This window comes from Derxia lacustris, assembly GCF_002105195.1.
Taxonomy (GTDB): Bacteria; Pseudomonadota; Gammaproteobacteria; order Burkholderiales; family Burkholderiaceae_E; genus Derxia; species Derxia lacustris.
Window position 1 is genome coordinate 94,854 of record NZ_MUHU01000050.1, and the last position, 15,934, is coordinate 110,787.

15 protein-coding genes are annotated in these 15,934 nt (G+C 69.6%); 3 read left to right on the forward strand and 12 right to left on the reverse strand.

Annotated features, from left to right (window positions below):
* Positions 1-21 precede the first annotated feature (21 nt).
* The 3 genes from catA to B9P64_RS22115 form a co-directional block, all read right to left on the reverse strand.
* Complete coding sequence (catA, locus tag B9P64_RS22105; RefSeq protein ID WP_085317020.1) at positions 22-921, reverse strand: catechol 1,2-dioxygenase; 900 nt, start codon at positions 919-921, stop codon at positions 22-24.
* A gap of 61 nt (positions 922-982) precedes the next feature.
* On the reverse strand, positions 983-1,273 hold the full coding sequence (gene catC / locus B9P64_RS22110; RefSeq protein WP_085317021.1) for a muconolactone Delta-isomerase: 291 nt from the start codon (positions 1,271-1,273) through the stop codon (positions 983-985).
* Between the two features lie 56 nt (positions 1,274-1,329).
* The gene (locus tag B9P64_RS22115; protein WP_085317022.1) at positions 1,330-2,457 is read right to left on the reverse strand and encodes a muconate/chloromuconate family cycloisomerase; all 1,128 of its coding nucleotides are present in this window, start codon (positions 2,455-2,457) and stop codon (positions 1,330-1,332) included.
* Between the two features lie 100 nt (positions 2,458-2,557).
* Between B9P64_RS22115 and B9P64_RS22120 the strand changes: the two genes are divergently transcribed.
* A complete protein-coding gene (locus B9P64_RS22120) occupies positions 2,558-3,484 on the forward strand; it encodes a LysR family transcriptional regulator (protein WP_085317023.1) in 927 nt (308 codons plus the stop codon).
* Between the two features lie 43 nt (positions 3,485-3,527).
* Here B9P64_RS22120 and B9P64_RS22125 read toward each other — a convergent pair whose 3' ends face one another.
* The 9 genes from B9P64_RS22125 to B9P64_RS22165 form a co-directional block, all read right to left on the reverse strand.
* Positions 3,528-4,262 (reverse strand): ABC transporter ATP-binding protein, encoded by a 735-nt coding sequence (locus tag B9P64_RS22125; protein ID WP_085317024.1) that lies wholly within the window; start codon positions 4,260-4,262, stop codon positions 3,528-3,530.
* Positions 4,259-5,044: an ABC transporter ATP-binding protein gene (locus tag B9P64_RS22130; RefSeq protein ID WP_085317025.1), complete on the reverse strand. Its 786-nt coding sequence runs from the start codon at positions 5,042-5,044 to the stop codon at positions 4,259-4,261. Before B9P64_RS22130 ends, B9P64_RS22125 begins: the two co-directional genes overlap by 4 nt.
* Positions 5,041-6,075: a branched-chain amino acid ABC transporter permease gene (locus B9P64_RS22135; protein WP_085317026.1), complete on the reverse strand. Its 1,035-nt coding sequence runs from the start codon at positions 6,073-6,075 to the stop codon at positions 5,041-5,043. Before B9P64_RS22135 ends, B9P64_RS22130 begins: the two co-directional genes overlap by 4 nt.
* 11 nt (positions 6,076-6,086) lie before the next feature.
* Positions 6,087-6,965, reverse strand: a complete 879-nt coding sequence (locus B9P64_RS22140; RefSeq protein ID WP_085317027.1) for a branched-chain amino acid ABC transporter permease — start codon at positions 6,963-6,965, stop codon at positions 6,087-6,089.
* A gap of 11 nt (positions 6,966-6,976) precedes the next feature.
* Complete coding sequence (locus tag B9P64_RS22145) at positions 6,977-8,167, reverse strand: ABC transporter substrate-binding protein (RefSeq protein WP_085317028.1); 1,191 nt, start codon at positions 8,165-8,167, stop codon at positions 6,977-6,979.
* Between the two features lie 80 nt (positions 8,168-8,247).
* Positions 8,248-9,102 carry an alpha/beta fold hydrolase gene (locus tag B9P64_RS22150; RefSeq protein ID WP_085317029.1) on the reverse strand — a complete coding sequence of 285 codons (855 nt, stop codon included), beginning with the start codon at positions 9,100-9,102 and terminating at the stop codon, positions 8,248-8,250.
* On the reverse strand, positions 9,083-10,678 hold the full coding sequence (locus B9P64_RS22155) for a benzoate-CoA ligase family protein (RefSeq protein ID WP_085317030.1): 1,596 nt from the start codon (positions 10,676-10,678) through the stop codon (positions 9,083-9,085). The genes B9P64_RS22150 and B9P64_RS22155 overlap by 20 nt, the downstream gene beginning before the upstream one ends.
* 121 nt (positions 10,679-10,799) lie before the next feature.
* Positions 10,800-12,365: a 3,4-dehydroadipyl-CoA semialdehyde dehydrogenase gene (locus B9P64_RS22160; RefSeq protein ID WP_085317031.1), complete on the reverse strand. Its 1,566-nt coding sequence runs from the start codon at positions 12,363-12,365 to the stop codon at positions 10,800-10,802.
* 6 nt (positions 12,366-12,371) lie between these two features.
* Complete coding sequence (locus B9P64_RS22165; RefSeq protein WP_085317032.1) at positions 12,372-12,839, reverse strand: 4-hydroxylaminobenzoate lyase; 468 nt, start codon at positions 12,837-12,839, stop codon at positions 12,372-12,374.
* Positions 12,840-13,002: 163 nt separating this feature from the next.
* On the opposite strand from B9P64_RS22165, the gene B9P64_RS22170 reads away from it, so the two are divergent.
* Positions 13,003-13,962, forward strand: coding sequence for a helix-turn-helix transcriptional regulator (locus B9P64_RS22170; protein WP_085317042.1), 960 nt, complete (start codon positions 13,003-13,005; stop codon positions 13,960-13,962).
* A gap of 314 nt (positions 13,963-14,276) precedes the next feature.
* Positions 14,277-15,932, forward strand: coding sequence for a 2,3-epoxybenzoyl-CoA dihydrolase (gene boxC, locus B9P64_RS22175; protein WP_085317033.1), 1,656 nt, complete (start codon positions 14,277-14,279; stop codon positions 15,930-15,932).
* Positions 15,933-15,934 lie beyond the last annotated feature (2 nt).

Sequence of the window (15,934 nt, forward strand, 5' to 3'; positions counted from 1 at the left end):
TCTCCCCTGGGTGAAACCGGATCAGGCGGCGGCGCGCAGGCGCTCGAAGTCGGTGCGCGGCGCGGCAGCCACTTCGGCATGCAGGTCGAAGTCGAATTCGATCTCATGGCAGAGCTGGTCGACGCCATAGGCCGGCAGCGATTCGGCACGCCTGATCGGCGGCACCAGGCCGTCGCGGGTGCCGAAGGCGAAGTCGTCCCAGAGGTGGGGATCGCTCTCGATGTTGATCTGCGTGGTCAGCTTGCGAAAGCCGGGCGCGGTCACGAAGAAATGGATGTGCGCCGGACGATGGCCGTGGCGGCCGAGCGCGGTGAGCAGCCGTTCGGTCGTGCCGCCCGGGGGCACGCTATAGCCCACCGGCATGATGGTGCGGAAGCTGTAGCGGCCTTCGGCATCGGTGACGATGCCGCGGCGCAGATTGAATTCGGCCTGGTTCTTGTCGAAGTGCGAGTAGTTGCCGAGATGGTTGGCATGCCAGGCCTCGACCAGCGCGCCCGCGACCGGCTTGCCGTCGCTGCCGCGCACCACGCCATGCATCACCACGATGTCGCCGGGCTGCGTCCCGTCGTCGAGCCGCGCATGGCCCTGGGCGACCGGCGCGCCGGCCACGTAGAGCGGGCCTTCGATGGTGCGCGGCGTGCCGCCAGCCAGACCGGCCCTGGCTTCGGCCTCGTCCATGCGCAGATCGAGGTAGTGCTCAAGCCCGGTGCCGGCCGCGATCAGGCCAAGCTCGGGGCCGGCTTCGGCCAGAAAATTGAGGCCCGACCAGAACTCGCCGGGCTGGATGTCGAGGTCTTCGATGGCCAGCATCAGGTCGCCGAGCAGGCGGTTCACGACGGTCTTGATGCGTTCGTCGCCGGGGCCGGTGACGCCGGTGCTGGCGAAGCGGGCGACGAGTGCGTCGATGGTCTTGCGGTCCATGAGTGTCTCCTCTTGAGTGCTCTGTGGCGGTGGGTAAAAGGCGGGTTGCGGCGCGGCCGTCTCAGCGGTCGTCTTCGCGGATCGAGGACGGATGGCGGCACAGCGCCGTCACCTCGATCTGCATGTAGGGAAACAGCGGCAGCGTCGAGATGAGCTGGTGCAGCTCGTCCACGCTGTCGACATCGAAAACGCTCACGTTTGCGTAGCGGCCGGCCACGCGCCACAGATGGCGCCACTTGCCGCTGCGTTGCAGGCCTTGCGCGATCTCGCGCTCGGTCTTCTTGAGGGCGTCGGCCTCGGCTGCTGCCATGTCGGCCGGCAGCCGCACATCCATTTCCACCTTGAACAGCATGGGAAGTCCTTCCGGGCCCGGTGCGCGGGTCCGCTTGCGGATTGAAGGGGGAGCGATCAGCGGTCGCGGCGCAGCCGGGCCAGCTTTTCCTCGTCGATGTCGATGCCGAGGCCGGGCCGGCGCGGAATCGCGAGCGCGAAGTCGCGGTACTCCAGCGGCTCGCGCAGGATTTCCTCGGTGAGCAGCAGCGGCCCGAACAATTCGGTGCCCCAGGCCAGCTCGTGGAAGGTGCTGAAGAGATGGGCCGAGGCCAGCGTGCCGACGGCGCCTTCGAGCATGGTTCCGCCGTAGAGGTCGATGTTGGCGGCCTTGGCGATGGCGGCCACCTGGGCCGCGCCGATCAGTCCGCCCGACTGGTTGATCTTCACTGCAAAGATGTCGGCCGCCTGCATCTTTGCGACGGTGAAGGCGTCATGCGGGCCGTGCAGCGCCTCGTCGGCCATCACCGGCAGGATGTTGGCCTGGGTCAGGCGCTGGAGCCCTGCCTTGTCGTGCGCGGCGATCGGCTGCTCGACCATGTCGACGCCGGCGGCGGCCAGCATCGTCATGCCTTCGAGCGCCTGGGTCACGGTCCAGGCCTGGTTGGCATCGATGCGCACGCTGGCGCGGTCGCCGAGCGCGCGCTTGATCGCGGCCACATGACGCACATCGTCCTTCACCGGGCGCAGGCCGATCTTCAGCTTGAAGATGTTGTGCCGGCGCAGGTCGAGCACCCGCTCGGCCTCGGCGATGTCGCGGGCGGTGTCGCCGCTGGCCAGCGTCCAGGCCACCGGAATGCTGTCGCGCACCCGGCCGCCGAACAGGTCGCCGAGCGGCACGCCGAGGCGCCGGGCCTGGGCGTCGTAGAGCGCGGTTTCCACCGCGCAGCGGGCGAAGCGGTTGCCCTGGATGCGGTCGTCGAGCGTGGCCATCAGCCAGGCCACATCGCCCGCCGCCGCGCCCACCAGCAGCGGCGCGAAATAGCTGTCGATGTTGACCTTGATGCTCTCCGGGCTCTCCTCGCCATAGGCCAGGCCGCCGATGGTCGTGCCTTCGCCCCAGCCGACGATGCCGTCGTCGCTTTCGATGCGCACCAGCACGAGGGTCTGGTGATTCATGGTGGCGACCGACAGCCGGTGCGGGCGGATCGTGGGCACATCCACGAGCAGCGCTTCGACCGACAGAAGCTTGGCGTTTGAACTCATTCGAGCCGTCCGGCGTGTGATTGGGTGACGCCATGTTCGGCAAACGCGTGCGCCAGGTCCAAGACGGTTTTAGACTGGTTCAATACCTTCAAGGCATCGTATGGAACTGAGACACCTGCGCTACTTCGTGGCCGTGGCCGACGAGCAGAACTTCACCCGCGCGGCCGAGAAGCTGCACATCTCGCAGCCGCCGCTGAGCCGGCAGATCCAGGATCTGGAAGAGGAACTCGGCATGCCGCTTTTCGAGCGCGGCTCGCGGCCCTGCCGGCTGACCGAGGCCGGGCGCTTCTTCTACGCCCAGGCCACGCGGCTGCTCGAACAGGCCGATCAGGCGGTGCGCACCACGCAACGCGTGGCCCAGCTGGAACGCCGGCTGGTCATCGGCTTCGTGTCTTCCACGATGTACGGCGCGCTTCCACGACTGGTGCGGCTGTATCGCGCGGCGCGGCCACAGGTCGGTCTGGCGCTGCATGAAATGACCACGGTCGAGCAGCTGGAGGCGCTCAAGACCGGTCGGATCGATGTCGGCTTCGGGAGAATCCGACTTGACGATCCGGCGGTGAAGCGCGAGGTATTGCGCGAGGAAAGGCTGGTTCTGGCGATACCCAGCGAGCATGAACTGGCTGCCAGCACCGATCCGGTCAGCCTGGTCGAGGCGGCCCGGCACGAGAATCTGGTGTACCCGCGCCTGCCGCGGCCGAGCTATGCCGACCAGGTGCTGTCGCTGTTCCGCGACCTGGGCGTGCAGCCGGCGGCGGTGCACGAGGTGCAGGAAATGCAGATCGCGCTCGGGCTGGTGGCGGCCGGCATGGGCGTGTGCGTGGTGCCGGTCAGCGTGCACCGGCTGCGACCCGACGAGATCGTCTACCGGCCGATCTCCGAGCCGCAGGCGGTGTCGCCGATCATCATGAGCTCGCGGCTGCACGACAGCTCACCCGAGATCGGCGTGCTGCGCGGGCTCATCGACGACATCTATCAATGCCAACGCACGCTGGGCGAATGGGCGTCGTCGACACGCGACCGCTAGACCGGCGAGCAGTCGCGGCATCGGGGAGGGCGGCCGATCCCGGTCAGACGCCGAGATGGCGGTGCAGCTGCGCCGCGTCGGCGGCCAGCGCGGCCGACTCGCCCGCGACCGCCACCTGGCCCTTGTCGAGCACGACGCAGCGGTCGGTGTTCGCGAGTACCGCGCGGTAGTCGCGGTCGACGATGAGCGAGGCGATGCCGGTGTCGCGGATCGCCGCGATCACCTTCCAGATCTCTTTCACCACCAGCGGCGCGAGGCCTTCGGTCGCCTCGTCGAGGATGAGCAGATCGGGATTGGTCATGAGCGCGCGGCCGATGGCCATCATCTGCTGCTCGCCGCCCGAGAGCTGGCCGCCGCCGTGGTCGAGCCGCTCGGCCAGCCGCGGAAAGGTCGCGAGCACGCGGTCGAGCGTCCAGTCGCGGCGGCCGTCGGGGCCGGGGCGCGCGGCCATGACCAGGTTCTCGCGCACGCTCAGGTTCGGGAACACGCCGCGCCCCTCGGGCACATAGCCGATGCCGAGGCGTGCAATGCGCTCGGGCCGGGCGCGCGTCATGTCCTGGCCGGCGATGGTCACGCTGCCGCGCGCCGCGCGCACGAAGCCGAGCAGGCTGCGGATCAGCGTGGTCTTGCCCATGCCGTTGCGCCCGAGCAGGCCGAGACTCTGGCCGCGCGCGATGCCGATCGACACGCCGTGCAGCACATGGCTCTGGCCGTAGAACGAATGGATGCCGTCGGCGACGAGCAGCGGCGCGGCGACGGGTTCTGCAAGCGCGTTCATGCCGCCTCCACTTCATGGCCCAGATAGGCTTCCTGCACCGCCGCGTCGCGCCGGATTGCGTCGGGCGGGCCGCTCGCGATCACGCGGCCGTTGACCATCACCGTGATGCAGTCGGCGATGCGGAACACCGCGTCCATGTCGTGCTCGACCAGCAAAATCGCGTGGTCGCGCTTGAGGTCGGCCAGCAGCGCCAGCATGCGTTCGGTCTCCTCCGCGCCCATGCCGGCGAGCGGTTCGTCGAGCAGCAGCACGCGCGGCGCGGTTGCGAGGCACATCGCGATTTCGAGCTGGCGCTTCTGCCCGTGCGACAGCTCGGCCGCGCGGCGCCGCGCGACCGCGCCGAGGCCCACGCGCTCGATGACGGCGGCGGCGCGTTCGCGCGCAAGCCGGCAGCGCGCGGCCGGCGTGATCCAGTTCCAGGCCCGCTGCCAGCGCGATTGCGCCGCGAGCCGGCAGTTCTCGGTCACGTCGAACTCCGGAAAGATCGTGTTGCGCTGATAGCTGCGGCCGAGCCCCGCGCGCGAGCGGCGCGACTGGTGCCAGCCGGTGATGTCGCTGCCCTCGAAGACGATCTTTCCCGAGCTGGGCGGGAACTCGCCGGTCAGCAGGTTGATGAGCGTCGACTTGCCGGCGCCGTTGGTGCCGATGACCGCATGCACGCTGGCCGCGTTCACGGTGATGTCGACATGATCGACCGCGACCAGCCCGCCGAAGGCGCGCGTGAGTCCGGCCGCGATCAGCGCCGGCTGCCCGGCGTGCGTGTGATGGATGACGGGCTTCATGCCGAGGCTCCCGGCGCGCGGCGCGCCAGCCGGTTGACCAGGTCGCCCGCGAGATGGACCAGCCCGCGCGGCATCGCCGCCACGCAGGCGATGATCGCCAGCCCGAAACCGAGCTGCCAGTGGCGCGCGAAATCGCCGAACAGCGCCTCGCTCTGGAACAGCTCCTGCAGCGCCACGAAGGCGACCGCGCCCAGCACCGCGCCGCGCAGGCTGCCGAGCCCGCCGAGGATGCACATCACCAGCACCGCGCCCGACTGGTGCCAGCTCAGGCTTTCGGGGCTCACGAAGCCGTCCTTCACGGTCTGGAAGAAGCCGGCCAGCGCGGCCAGCACGGCGGCCAGCACGAAGATCGCGACCTTGTACGGATAGGTCGCGTAGCCGGTCGCGCGCATGCGGGTCTCGTTCACGCGCACGCCGGCCAGCGCGCGGCCGAAGCGGCTGTGCAGCACGAGGTTGAGGAAGACCAGCGTCGCGACCAGCGCCGCGAGCACCAGCCAGTAGAGCTGGGTGCGGTCCTCGGTATCGACCAGCGTGCTGCCGGCCACTTGCAGCAGCGGACGGAAGTAGAGATAGATGCCGTCGGTGCCGCCGGCCAGCCGGGTGTCGTGCGCGAGGTGGTAGGCCAGCTGCCCGAAGGCCAGCGTGACCATGATGAAGTAGATGCCCTGGGACCGGAGCGTGAGCAGCCCGACCACGAGCGCATAGCCGGCCGCCGCGAGCATGGCCGCGCCCGCCAGCGTCAGCAGCGCGCCCGGCCCGGCGTCGGACGCGAGCAGCGCCGGCACATAGGCACCGATGCCGAAGAAGGCCGCATGGCCCAGCGACACGAGGCCGCTGTGGCCGACGAGCAGTTCGAGGCTCACGGCAAACAGCGCGAGCACCAGCACCTTGAGCACGAGGTCGATCTGCCAGCCCGGCGCGAGCAGCGGCAGCGCGACCAGCGCCAGCAGCGCCAGTGCATCGAAGCTGCCGCGACCGAGCCTGAACCACGGCAGGCCCGGCGGCGGCACGGGGGAGGAAAGGGTGTTCATCGTGGCTCCGTTCAGAACTGCTTGACGAGGCCCTGGGGCTTCCAGAGCAGGATCATGGCCATCGCCACATAGACCAGCGCACCGGCCAGCGAGGGAAAGAAGACCTTGCCGAAGGTGTCGACGAAGCCGACCAGCAAGGCCGCGATCAGCGCGCCGCGGATCGAGCCGATGCCGCCGATCACCACCACGACGAAGCACACGATGAGCACCTGCGCGCCCATGTTCGGGTACACCGACGACACCGGCGCCGCGATCATTCCGGCAAAGGCCGCGAGCGCCACGCCAATCGCGAACACCACGCGGTAGAGCCGCGCGATGTCGATGCCCATGGCCTGCGCCATCGGTCGGTTGCTGGCGCCGGCGCGTACCTGCATGCCGAGCCGCGTGCGCGACAGCAGCAGATGCAGCGCCACGATCAGCGCCAGGCACACGGCCGAGATGAACAGCCGGTAGACCGGATAGGTCATCGTCTCGCCGAGGCTGATGCTGCCGGCGAGCCAGGGCGGCGGGCTCACGCCATGCACGTCGTTGCCGGCGATCAGGCTGCGCAGCTCCTCGAACACGAGGATCAGGCCGTAGGTCATCAGCACCTGCTGAAGATGGTCGCGCTGGTACAGAAAGCTGAAGAAGCACCACTCCAGCAGCGCGCCGATCGCGAGCGACAGCACCAGGCCGACCAGCAGCGTCAGGCCGAAGCCGCCGCCCATGCGCTCGACCACCGGCCCGAGCCCGAAGGCCAGATAGGCGCCGAGCATGTAGAAGCTGCCGTGCGCGAGATTGATGATCCCCATGATTCCGAAGATCAGCGTCAGCCCGCTCGCCACGAGGAACAGCAGCAGCCCGTACTGCACCGCGTTCAGGCTCTGGATGAGGAAGGTCGCCAAGTCCATCGCCGCGCCTTTTACGAAGCCGCGGGCATGCGGCAGCCGCGCGCCGGATCGGCGAGCGCCTTGATCGCCACGCCCTGCGACTTGTTCACGTTGCCGTCCACGCGGCGCAGATACACGTCCTGCACCGGGTTGTGCGCCTTGCTGAACACGAAGGCGCCGCGCGGGCTGTCGATCCTGGCGGCTTCCATCGCGGCGATGAGTTCGCGCCGCTTGCTCGCGTCGCCGCCCACGGCCTTGAAGCCGACCGCGAGCGCCTGCGCCGCGTCATAGCCCTGCACCGCGTACACGTCCGGTTGCAGCTTCCAGGTCTTGGCGTAGGCGAGGCGGAAGGCGTCGTCGCGCGGCGTGCCGAGCGCATCGGCGTAGTGCAGCGTGGTGAACATTCCCTGCGCCGATTCGCCCTGCGCTTCGAGCGTGCCGTCGGTGAGGAAGCCCGGGCCGTAGAGCGGGATCGTCTTGCCGAGGCCGGCGGCGGCGTAGTCCTTGACGAACTTGACCGCGCCCGCGCCGGCAAAGAAGGCGTAGACGGCATCGGGCTTGGCGGCCGCAATCTCGGTGAGGAGTGCCTGGAACTCGGCATTGGGGAAGGGCACGGTCAGGTCCTTCACGACCTCGCCGCCGCTCTTCTGCAAGCCTTCGGCGAAGCCCTTGACCGACTCGTCGCCGGCCGCGTACTTCCAGGTGACGGTGACGACCTTCCTGTGCCCGCGCTGGCCGACGACCGTGCCCATCGTGTAGGCCGGCTGCCAGTTGCTGAACGAGGTGCGGAAGATGTTCGGCGCGCACATCGGCCCGGTGATCGCGTCGGCGCCGGCGTTGGGGATGACCAGCAGCGTGCCGCTTTCCTTTGCCGCGCGCGCCATCGCCATCGCCACGCCCGAATGCACGGTGCCGACGATCACGTCGACCTGATCGCGCTTGATGAGCTTGCCGACGTTGTCCACCGCCTTCGACGGATCGGACTCGTCGTCGACGCGCACGTACTCGACCTCGCGGCCGCCGAACCTGCCGCCCTGTTCCTGCACCTGGAGCCGGAAGCCGTTCTCGATGGCGGTGCCGAGCGCGGCATAGGTGCCGCTGTAGGGCAGCATGAAGCCGACCTTGATTTTGGCCGGCGCGGTCTGCGCACCGGCAGCCGACGACAGCGACAGGCAGATCGAAAGGGCGAGCGCGGCTCGCCGGCGCCCGAAGGTGCTGGTCATGGTTGTCTCCTCTTGGGTGGCTTGGGTCGGCGGCCGGTCTGTGCCGGCTCGCCGGGGTGCGGCTTGCGTTGCGGTGGAAATCAGCAGGGCGGCGTGGCGCTTGCAACCGAGCCCACGCCGTGGCGGCGCAGGAAGGCGACCGCCGCGCGTTCGAGCGCGTCGGGCTGGTCGCGGTGCGGCGAATGGCGGCAGTCGGGGATTTCAAGCAGCTCGGTCTGCGGCGCGTACTTGGCGATGTCGCGGATCTGCGCCAGCGAGCCGTACTCGTCGTCGACGCCCTGCACCGCGAGCAGCGGGCAGGCGATGTGTGCCAGCAGCGGCTCGATGTTCCAGTCGCGGAAGGCCGGGTCGAGCCAGATGTCGTTCCAGCCGAGAAAGGCCGAGGCCGGATCGGCGTGATGCCTGGCGAGCTTGTGGCGCAGGTCGGTCGCATGCCAGGCGTCGCGCGCCTGCTCGATGCTGGCGATGGTCAGGTCCTCGACGAAGATGTGCGGCGCCACCGCGATCACGCCGCCGACGAGATCGGGAAACGTCGCCGCGTGGATCAGCGCGATCGAGCCGCCGTCGCTGTGGCCGAACAGCCAGGGCGGCTTGCGCGCGGCGTCGATGCCGACGGCCGCGAGCAGCTGCGGCAGCACCTCGACCGCTTGCACTTGCAGGAAGTCCGGCCCCCAGCGCTCGTCGGCCGGGCGCGGCGTCGATTGGCCGTAGCCGGCGCGCGACCAGACCAGCCCGCGCAGGCCGGCGGCGCGGCACAGGCGCTCGGGCCAGTCGCGCCACAGCGACAGCGAGCCGAGCCCTTCATGCAGAAAGACCATCGCCGGCGCGGCCGCATCGTCGACGCCGACCCATGCGGCCTCGACCTCGACCGCGCGGCCGGTCTGCGCCAGCGTCACGCGGAACGGCGCACGCGCGTCATTCAACGTGATGGACATCGTGGCTCTCCTGCTCGCGCAGCTTGAAGCGCTGGATCTTGCCGGTCGCGGTCTTGGGCAGCTCGGCCACGAATTCGAGATAGCGCGGGTACTTGAACGGCGCGAGCCGGTCCTTCACGAAGGCCTTCAGCTCGGCTTCGAGCTCGGGCGTCGCGGTCTTGCCGGCGCGCAGCACGACGAAGGCCTTGGTCTTGACGAGGCCGTCGCGGTCGATCTTGCCGATGACCGCGACCTCGAGTACCGACGGATGCTCGATCAGCGCGCCCTCGACCTCGAACGGCGAGACGTAGAGGCCGCTGACCTTGAGCATGTCGTCGCTGCGGCCGGCGTAGACGTAGTAGCCGTCGGCGTCCTGCAGGTATTTGTCGCCGCTGCGCAGCCAGTCGCCGAGGAAGGTGCAGCAGGTCTTCTCGCGGTTGCTCCAGTACATGAGCGCGCTGCTCGGGCCCTTGATGTAGAGGTCGCCGACCTCGCCGCGCCTGACCGGTTGGCCATCGTCGCCGCGCAGTTCGAGTTCGTAGCCGGGCACGGGCTTGCCGGTGGTGCCGTAGCGCAGGTCGTCGGCGCTGTTGCTCAGGAAGATGTGCAGCATCTCGGTCGAGCCGATGCCGTCGAGGATCTTGGCGCGGTAGCGCGCGGTGAAGCGCTCGCCGATGTCGCGCGGCAGCGCTTCGCCGGCCGAGGCGCAGACGCGGAGCGCGACCGTGGCCGGATCGGGCGCATCGGCCGAGGCGAGCATCGACGCGAACAGCGTCGGCACGCCGCAGAACACGGTCGGCCGGTGATCGACCAGGCGCTTGAACACGGCGGCCGGCGTGGGCCGGTCGGGCAGCAGCACGACGGTGGCGCCGGCGGTCAGCGGAAAGGTCAGGGAGTTGCCGAGGCCGTAGGCGAAGAACAGCTTCGCGGCCGAGAACACGATGTCGTTCTCGTTGAGCCTGAGCACCTGCTTGCCGTAGGTCTCGGCGGTCCACCACGGGTTGGCGTGGGTGTGGACCGTGCCCTTCGGCCGGCCGGTCGAGCCCGACGAATAGAGCCAGAAGCCGATGTCGTCGGGCCCGGTTGCGGCGGGCTCGATGCGCGGCAGCGCGGCCGCGACGAGCGAGCGGAAATCGTGGAAGCCCGGACCGTGACGCGTGGCCTCGGCGCCGTCGGCCGCGACGATCACATGCCGCACCTCGTGCTCGCCGGCGGCCATCGCCTCGCGGAAGATCGGCACCAGCGCATCGCAGGTGACGATGGCCTGGGCGCGCGAATGCCGCAGCATGTAGGCGTAGTCGCCGACGGTCAGCAGCGTGTTGACGGCCACCGGCACGACGCCCGCGTACATCGCGCCGAGGAAGGCGACCGGCCAGTCGCGCGTGTCGGGCAGCGCGAGCATCACGCGCTCCTCGCGCCGGATGTCGAGCTGGCCGAGCGCGGTCGCAAAGCGCCGGATGCCGTCGGCCAGGCGGCCGTAGCTCAGGCTGCCGCGGTCGTCGATGTAGGCCGGCTTGTCGGCGCGGCCCGCGTTCAGGTCGATCAGGTGCTGCGCGAAGTTGAACGCATCGGGCAAGGCGGCGTGCGGGTTGGACATGGCTCCTCCAATCTCTCTTTGGCTTGCGGTCCGGACCGGTCTGGCGCCGCTCTCGGGGTGCTGCATGGGATTTGCGATGCGCTCGTCCGGCGCCGGAGTGCGGCGGGCGAGCGCTGCGGCGTCAGGCGGAGGTGGCGAGCGGCGCGATCGCGTCGAGCACGCCGGTGGCGGCCTGGATTGCGCAGCGTCGGTGATAGAAGCCGAGCCCGCGCAGGCCGCCCAGTTCCTCGCCGCCGCCCGCGCGGCCCGGGCCGCCGTGCAGCGATTGCGGCATCACGTTGCCGTGGCCAGTGTGGAGCGATCCGGCCTCGGGCGACACGACATGCAGACGACCGTGCGCGTCGGCCAGTTCGAGGCAGCTCGCGCCGAGCGTGGCCGCGTCGGCGCCGTAGAGCGACGCGACCAGCGAGCCGCCGCCGCGCCGGATCAGCGCATGCGCGTCGGCGAGGCTGCGATAGGGCAGCAGCGTCGCGACCGGGCCGAACACTTCCAGATCGTGGACGAGGCTTGCGGCCTGCGGATCGCGCGCGCCGAGCAGCGTCGGGCCGACGCAGGCGGCGATGGCCGGATCGGCATCGACGAGTTCGTGCGTGGCGCCGTCGTGCAGCAGCTCGGCCACCTCGCGCAGCGCGGCGATGCCGTTGCGCACCGTCGCCGCCTGCTCGCGGCTCACGAGCGAGCCCATGCGCGTGGCTTCGTTGCGCGGATTGCCGACCTTGATCGCGGCGAGCTTCGCGCCGATGGCCTGCGCCGCCGCGTCGTAGTGCTCCGCCGGCACGAACACGCGGCGGATCGCGGTGCATTTCTGGCCCGCCTTCACCGTCATCTCGCGCACGACCTCGCGCACGAACAGGCCGAAGGCTTCGCTGTCGGGCGCGGCGTCGGGCATGAGCAGCGCCGAGTTCAGGCTGTCGGCCTCGACGTTGAGCCGCACCGACTGCTCGCGGAACGCGGGGTGCTGGCGGATGGTCGCGCCGGTCGCGGCCGAGCCGGTGAACGACACCACGTCCTCGCCGGCGAGCGCATCGAGCAACCCGGCCGAGCCGCCGCAGACGATGGACAGCGCGCCCGCGGGCAGCACGCCGGCCGCGATCACGTCGGCGACCATCTTCTGCGTGAGCCAGGCGGTTGCGGTCGCGGGCTTGACGATGACCGGCACGCCCGACAGCAGCGCGGGCGCGGCCTTTTCCCACAGACCCCAGGCCGGGAAGTTGAACGCGTTGATGAACAGCGCCACGCCGCGCAGCGGCAGCAGCACATGCTGCGAGCGGAAGCCGTCTTCCTTGCCGAGCTTCACCGCCGGCCCGTCGAGCAGCGCGCGCGCCGGGCCGAGCGCCGCGCCCGTCTTCGCGTACCAGCCGAGCGTGAAGATCGCGCCGTCGATGTCGACCGCGTTGTCGCCCCGGGTGCCGCCGGAGTTGGCGGTCGCGATGGCTTCGTACTCGGCGCGGTGCGCCTGCAAGACCTTGACGACGGCGCCGAGCATGGCCGCGCGCTCGCCGTAGGTCATTGCGCGCAACGCGGCGCCGCCGGTCTCGCGCGCAAACGCGAACGCCGCCGGCAGGTCGAGCCCGGCGTTCGACACGCGCACCAGTTCGTCGCCCGTCACCGGATCGAACAGCGCCGTGCCGGCGCCTTCGCCCGCGACCCAGCGGCCGCCGACGTGATTGGAAAGCAGTTCGCTCATGACGGCTCAGCTCCGGTGGAATTCGATGGCGCCTTCCGGCAGCAGATAGAGCACCAGCGCGCGTCCGCCCGAGACGGTCGGGCGGTGCTGGCTGCCCGGGCCGTAGACGACCCAGCCGGCGCCGTGGCCGTCGAAGCGCGCATCGCCGTCGAGCGGCATGACGAGATCGATCTCGCCATTGGGATGCGTGTGCAGCGGGCCGGCCAGATCGGTCATGTCGACCACGTCGACCGAGAAGCGGTGGGTCGCGTCGTCGGCCCTGAGGACGCGGCCGTACCTGAGGCCGCCGCCTTCGCGGTCGCACATCCAGCCTTCGGCGATGCCTTGCCGGCAGGCATCGAGCACGGCGCGGTAGCCGGGGCTGGCCGGACCCAGCTCGGCATTGAGCCGGGCCGCCAGCGCCGCATCGAGCGGCGCGCCGGAAAGGGTGGAAGTGATGCCCTGAATCAGTGTGCGAAACTCTTCGACTGCCATTTGAGTGCCTTGCGCGAGTGGATTCGACGCTGGCAGCCCCTTGGTTTATGCAAGATACTGCCTGTCGTTCGCTGCAATTTAGGGCCTTGGTTTGAGATGCGTCAAGCACTATAGTGCATAAACCGATCAGGATTCACCCTTGCTCCCGCGCCCCGCTCCCGTGCTGAATTCCTCCCGCCCCGATACGAATGGCGCCACCGCGCCGCTGGCCGGCGCCACCGAGCCCGAGGGCAACGGCCGCGCCGAACGCGATCCCTTCCTCGTCGCGCTCGGCGAGCGGGTGAAGGTGCTGCGCGCGCGCAAGGGCATGCCGCGCCGCGTGCTGGCCGAGACCGCCGACGTGTCGGAGCGCCATCTCGCCAACCTGGAAACCGGCCTCGGCAACGTGTCGGTGCTGGTGCTGCGCCAGGTGGCACAGGCGCTCGAATGCCCGATTGCCGAACTGCTCGGCGACGAGACCACGTCGAGCGCCGAATGGCTGCTGATCCGCGACCTGCTGCACGGCCGCGACGCCGCCGACCTGAGCCGCGCGCATGCGGCGCTCAGCGGCCTGTTCGGCGAGCCCTCGCCCGAGGCGCGGCGCAATCACCGCATCGCGCTCGTCGGCCTGCGCGGCGCGGGCAAGTCCACGCTCGGCCGAATGCTCGCCGAGGCGCTGAACTGGCCCTTCATCGAGCTGAGCCGCGAGATCGAGCGCATCGCCGGCTGCACGCCGAGCGAAATCCACGCGCTCTACGGCGCCAACGCCTACCGCCGCTACGAGCGCCGCGCGCTCGAAGAGGCCATCGAGATCTATCCCGAAGCCGTCATCGCGACGCCGGGCGGCATGGTGTCGGAGGCCGCCACGTTCAACGTGCTGCTCGCGCACTGCTTCACGCTGTGGCTGCGCGCCCAGCCCGAGGAGCACATGAACCGCGTGCTCGCCCAGGGCGACATGCGGCCGATGTCGAACAACGCGCAGGCGATGGAGGATCTGAAGCTGATCCTCGCCGGGCGCGAGGCCTTCTACGCCAAGGCCGATCTCACCTTCGACACGAGCGGGAAGACCGTCGCGCAGACCTTCGACGGCCTGAAGGCGGCGGTCGGCGCGGCTTTGCCGGGGACGGTTTCGGCGCTGCGCTGAACCGCGCGACCCCAGGCGTCCGGCAAGTCCGATCCGGGAATGGGACGCGGCCGCCGCGCGCCATTCCGACGCACCGATTCTGACCGACAAGCCCGCGCAACCACGCGTCGCGCTGCAACGGGCAACGCTGTCCGGCCAACCGCGGACCCGCCCTCGATTCGAGGGACATCCCTCACCCGCAACTGCACTATCCTGCTTGACGACATGCACAACAGTGCAGCATATTGCGCCTAACGAACGGCGCACTGCACTATTTTGCATGTAGCGCCTCGACTTACGGATCGGCCTTCCGGCCATCTCAACAAGGAGCGCGCATGAGCCACGATTCCCGCGTCGATTACCAGATCGACCCGAGCCACTACAAGCACTGGAAGGTCAGCTACGACGGCTCCATCGCCACGCTCGCGATGGACACGGCCGAGGACGGCGGCCTGCGCCCCGGCTACAAGCTCAAGCTCAATTCCTACGATCTCGGCGTCGACATCGAGCTGCACGACGCGCTTCAGCGCATCCGTTTCGAACACCCCGAAATCCGCACCGTGGTGCTGACCAGCGCCAAGGAACGCATCTTCTGTTCGGGCGCCAACATCTTCATGCTGGGTCTGTCGTCGCACGCCTGGAAGGTCAACTTCTGCAAGTTCACCAACGAGACGCGCAACGGCATCGAGGATTCCAGCCGGCATTCGGGCCTCAAGTTCCTCGCCGCGATCAACGGCGCCTGCGCCGGCGGCGGCTATGAAGTGGCGCTCGCCTGCGACCACCTGCTGCTGGTCGACGACCGGTCCTCGGCCGTGTCGCTGCCCGAAGTGCCGCTGCTCGGCGTGCTGCCCGGCACCGGCGGCCTGACCCGCGTCACCGACAAGCGCCGTGTCCGCCACGACCACGCCGACATCTTCTGCACCACGACCGAAGGCGTGCGCGGCCAGCGCGCCGTCGACTGGCGGCTGGTCGACGAGATCGCCAAGTCGGCGGTCTTTGCCGATGCGGTGAAAACGCGCGCCCTCGCGCTCGCCGAACAGAGCGACCGCCCGGCCGACGCCCAGGGCGTCAAGCTCGTGCCGCTCGATCGCGGCATCGACGAGAAGGGCCTGCACTATGAATTCGTCGATGTGCAGATCGACCGCAGCAAGCGCCACGCGACCTTCACCGTGAAGGCCCCGAGCGCGCCGCAGCCGACCGAGATCGACGCCGTCGTCGCCGCCGGCGCGCACTGGTGGCCGCTGCAATTCGCGCGCGAACTCGACGACGCCATCCTGTCGATGCGCACCAACGAGCTCGACATCGGCACCTGGATCTTCAAGACCGAAGGCGATGCCGCCGCCGTGCTCGCCGCCGACGCGACCCTGCTCAGGCACGAGAGCCACTGGTTCGTGCGCGAGACGCTCGGGATGCTGCGCCGCACGCTGGCGCGCATCGACGTGTCGTCGCGCTCGATCTTCGCGCTGGTCGAGCCGGGTTCGTGCTTCGCCGGCACGCTGCTCGAACTCGCGCTCGCCGCCGACCGCAGCTACATGCTCGCCGCCGGCGACATCTCGAACGCCGCCTTCCTGACGCTCGACGCGACCAACTTCGGCCGCTATCCGATGGTCACGGGCCAGGCGCGCATCGCCCGCCGCTTCTACGAGGAAACCGGTCCGCTCGACGCGGCGCGCGCCGTCATCGGCGAGCCGGTCGATGCCGACACCGCCAACCGCCTCGGCCTCGTCACCGCCACGCCCGACGAACTCGACTGGGCCGACGAGGTGCGCATCGCGCTCGAGGAGCGTGCCGCGCTGTCGCCCGATTCGCTCACCGGCCTCGAAGCCAACCTGCGCTTCAACGGCCCCGAGACGATGGAGACGCGGATCTTCGGCCGCCTCACCGCCTGGCAGAACTGGATCTTCGTGCGGCCCAACGCCTCGGGCGAAAAGGGCGCGCTGAAGCTCTACGGCAAGGGCGAGAAAGCCCAGTTCGACCTCAACCGCGTCTGACC

Bases quoted from the DNA above. Each gene is read 5' to 3' on its own strand.
- catA (WP_085317020.1), bottom strand. From the start codon at position 921: ATGGACCGCAAGACCATCGACGCACTCGTCGCCCGCTTCGCCAGCACC.
- B9P64_RS22135 (WP_085317026.1), bottom strand. From the start codon at position 6,075: ATGAACACCCTTTCCTCCCCCGTGCCGCCGCCGGGCCTGCCGTGGTTC.
- B9P64_RS22115 (WP_085317022.1), bottom strand. From the start codon at position 2,457: ATGAGTTCAAACGCCAAGCTTCTGTCGGTCGAAGCGCTGCTCGTGGAT.
- B9P64_RS22120 (WP_085317023.1), top strand. From the start codon at position 2,558: ATGGAACTGAGACACCTGCGCTACTTCGTGGCCGTGGCCGACGAGCAG.
- boxC (WP_085317033.1), top strand. From the start codon at position 14,277: ATGAGCCACGATTCCCGCGTCGATTACCAGATCGACCCGAGCCACTAC.
- B9P64_RS22145 (WP_085317028.1), bottom strand. From the start codon at position 8,167: ATGACCAGCACCTTCGGGCGCCGGCGAGCCGCGCTCGCCCTTTCGATC.
- B9P64_RS22125 (WP_085317024.1), bottom strand. From the start codon at position 4,262: ATGAACGCGCTTGCAGAACCCGTCGCCGCGCCGCTGCTCGTCGCCGAC.
- B9P64_RS22140 (WP_085317027.1), bottom strand. From the start codon at position 6,965: ATGGACTTGGCGACCTTCCTCATCCAGAGCCTGAACGCGGTGCAGTAC.
- B9P64_RS22160 (WP_085317031.1), bottom strand. From the start codon at position 12,365: ATGAGCGAACTGCTTTCCAATCACGTCGGCGGCCGCTGGGTCGCGGGC.
- B9P64_RS22155 (WP_085317030.1), bottom strand. From the start codon at position 10,678: ATGTCCAACCCGCACGCCGCCTTGCCCGATGCGTTCAACTTCGCGCAG.
- B9P64_RS22165 (WP_085317032.1), bottom strand. From the start codon at position 12,839: ATGGCAGTCGAAGAGTTTCGCACACTGATTCAGGGCATCACTTCCACC.
- catC (WP_085317021.1), bottom strand. From the start codon at position 1,273: ATGCTGTTCAAGGTGGAAATGGATGTGCGGCTGCCGGCCGACATGGCA.
- B9P64_RS22150 (WP_085317029.1), bottom strand. From the start codon at position 9,102: ATGTCCATCACGTTGAATGACGCGCGTGCGCCGTTCCGCGTGACGCTG.
- B9P64_RS22130 (WP_085317025.1), bottom strand. From the start codon at position 5,044: ATGAAGCCCGTCATCCATCACACGCACGCCGGGCAGCCGGCGCTGATC.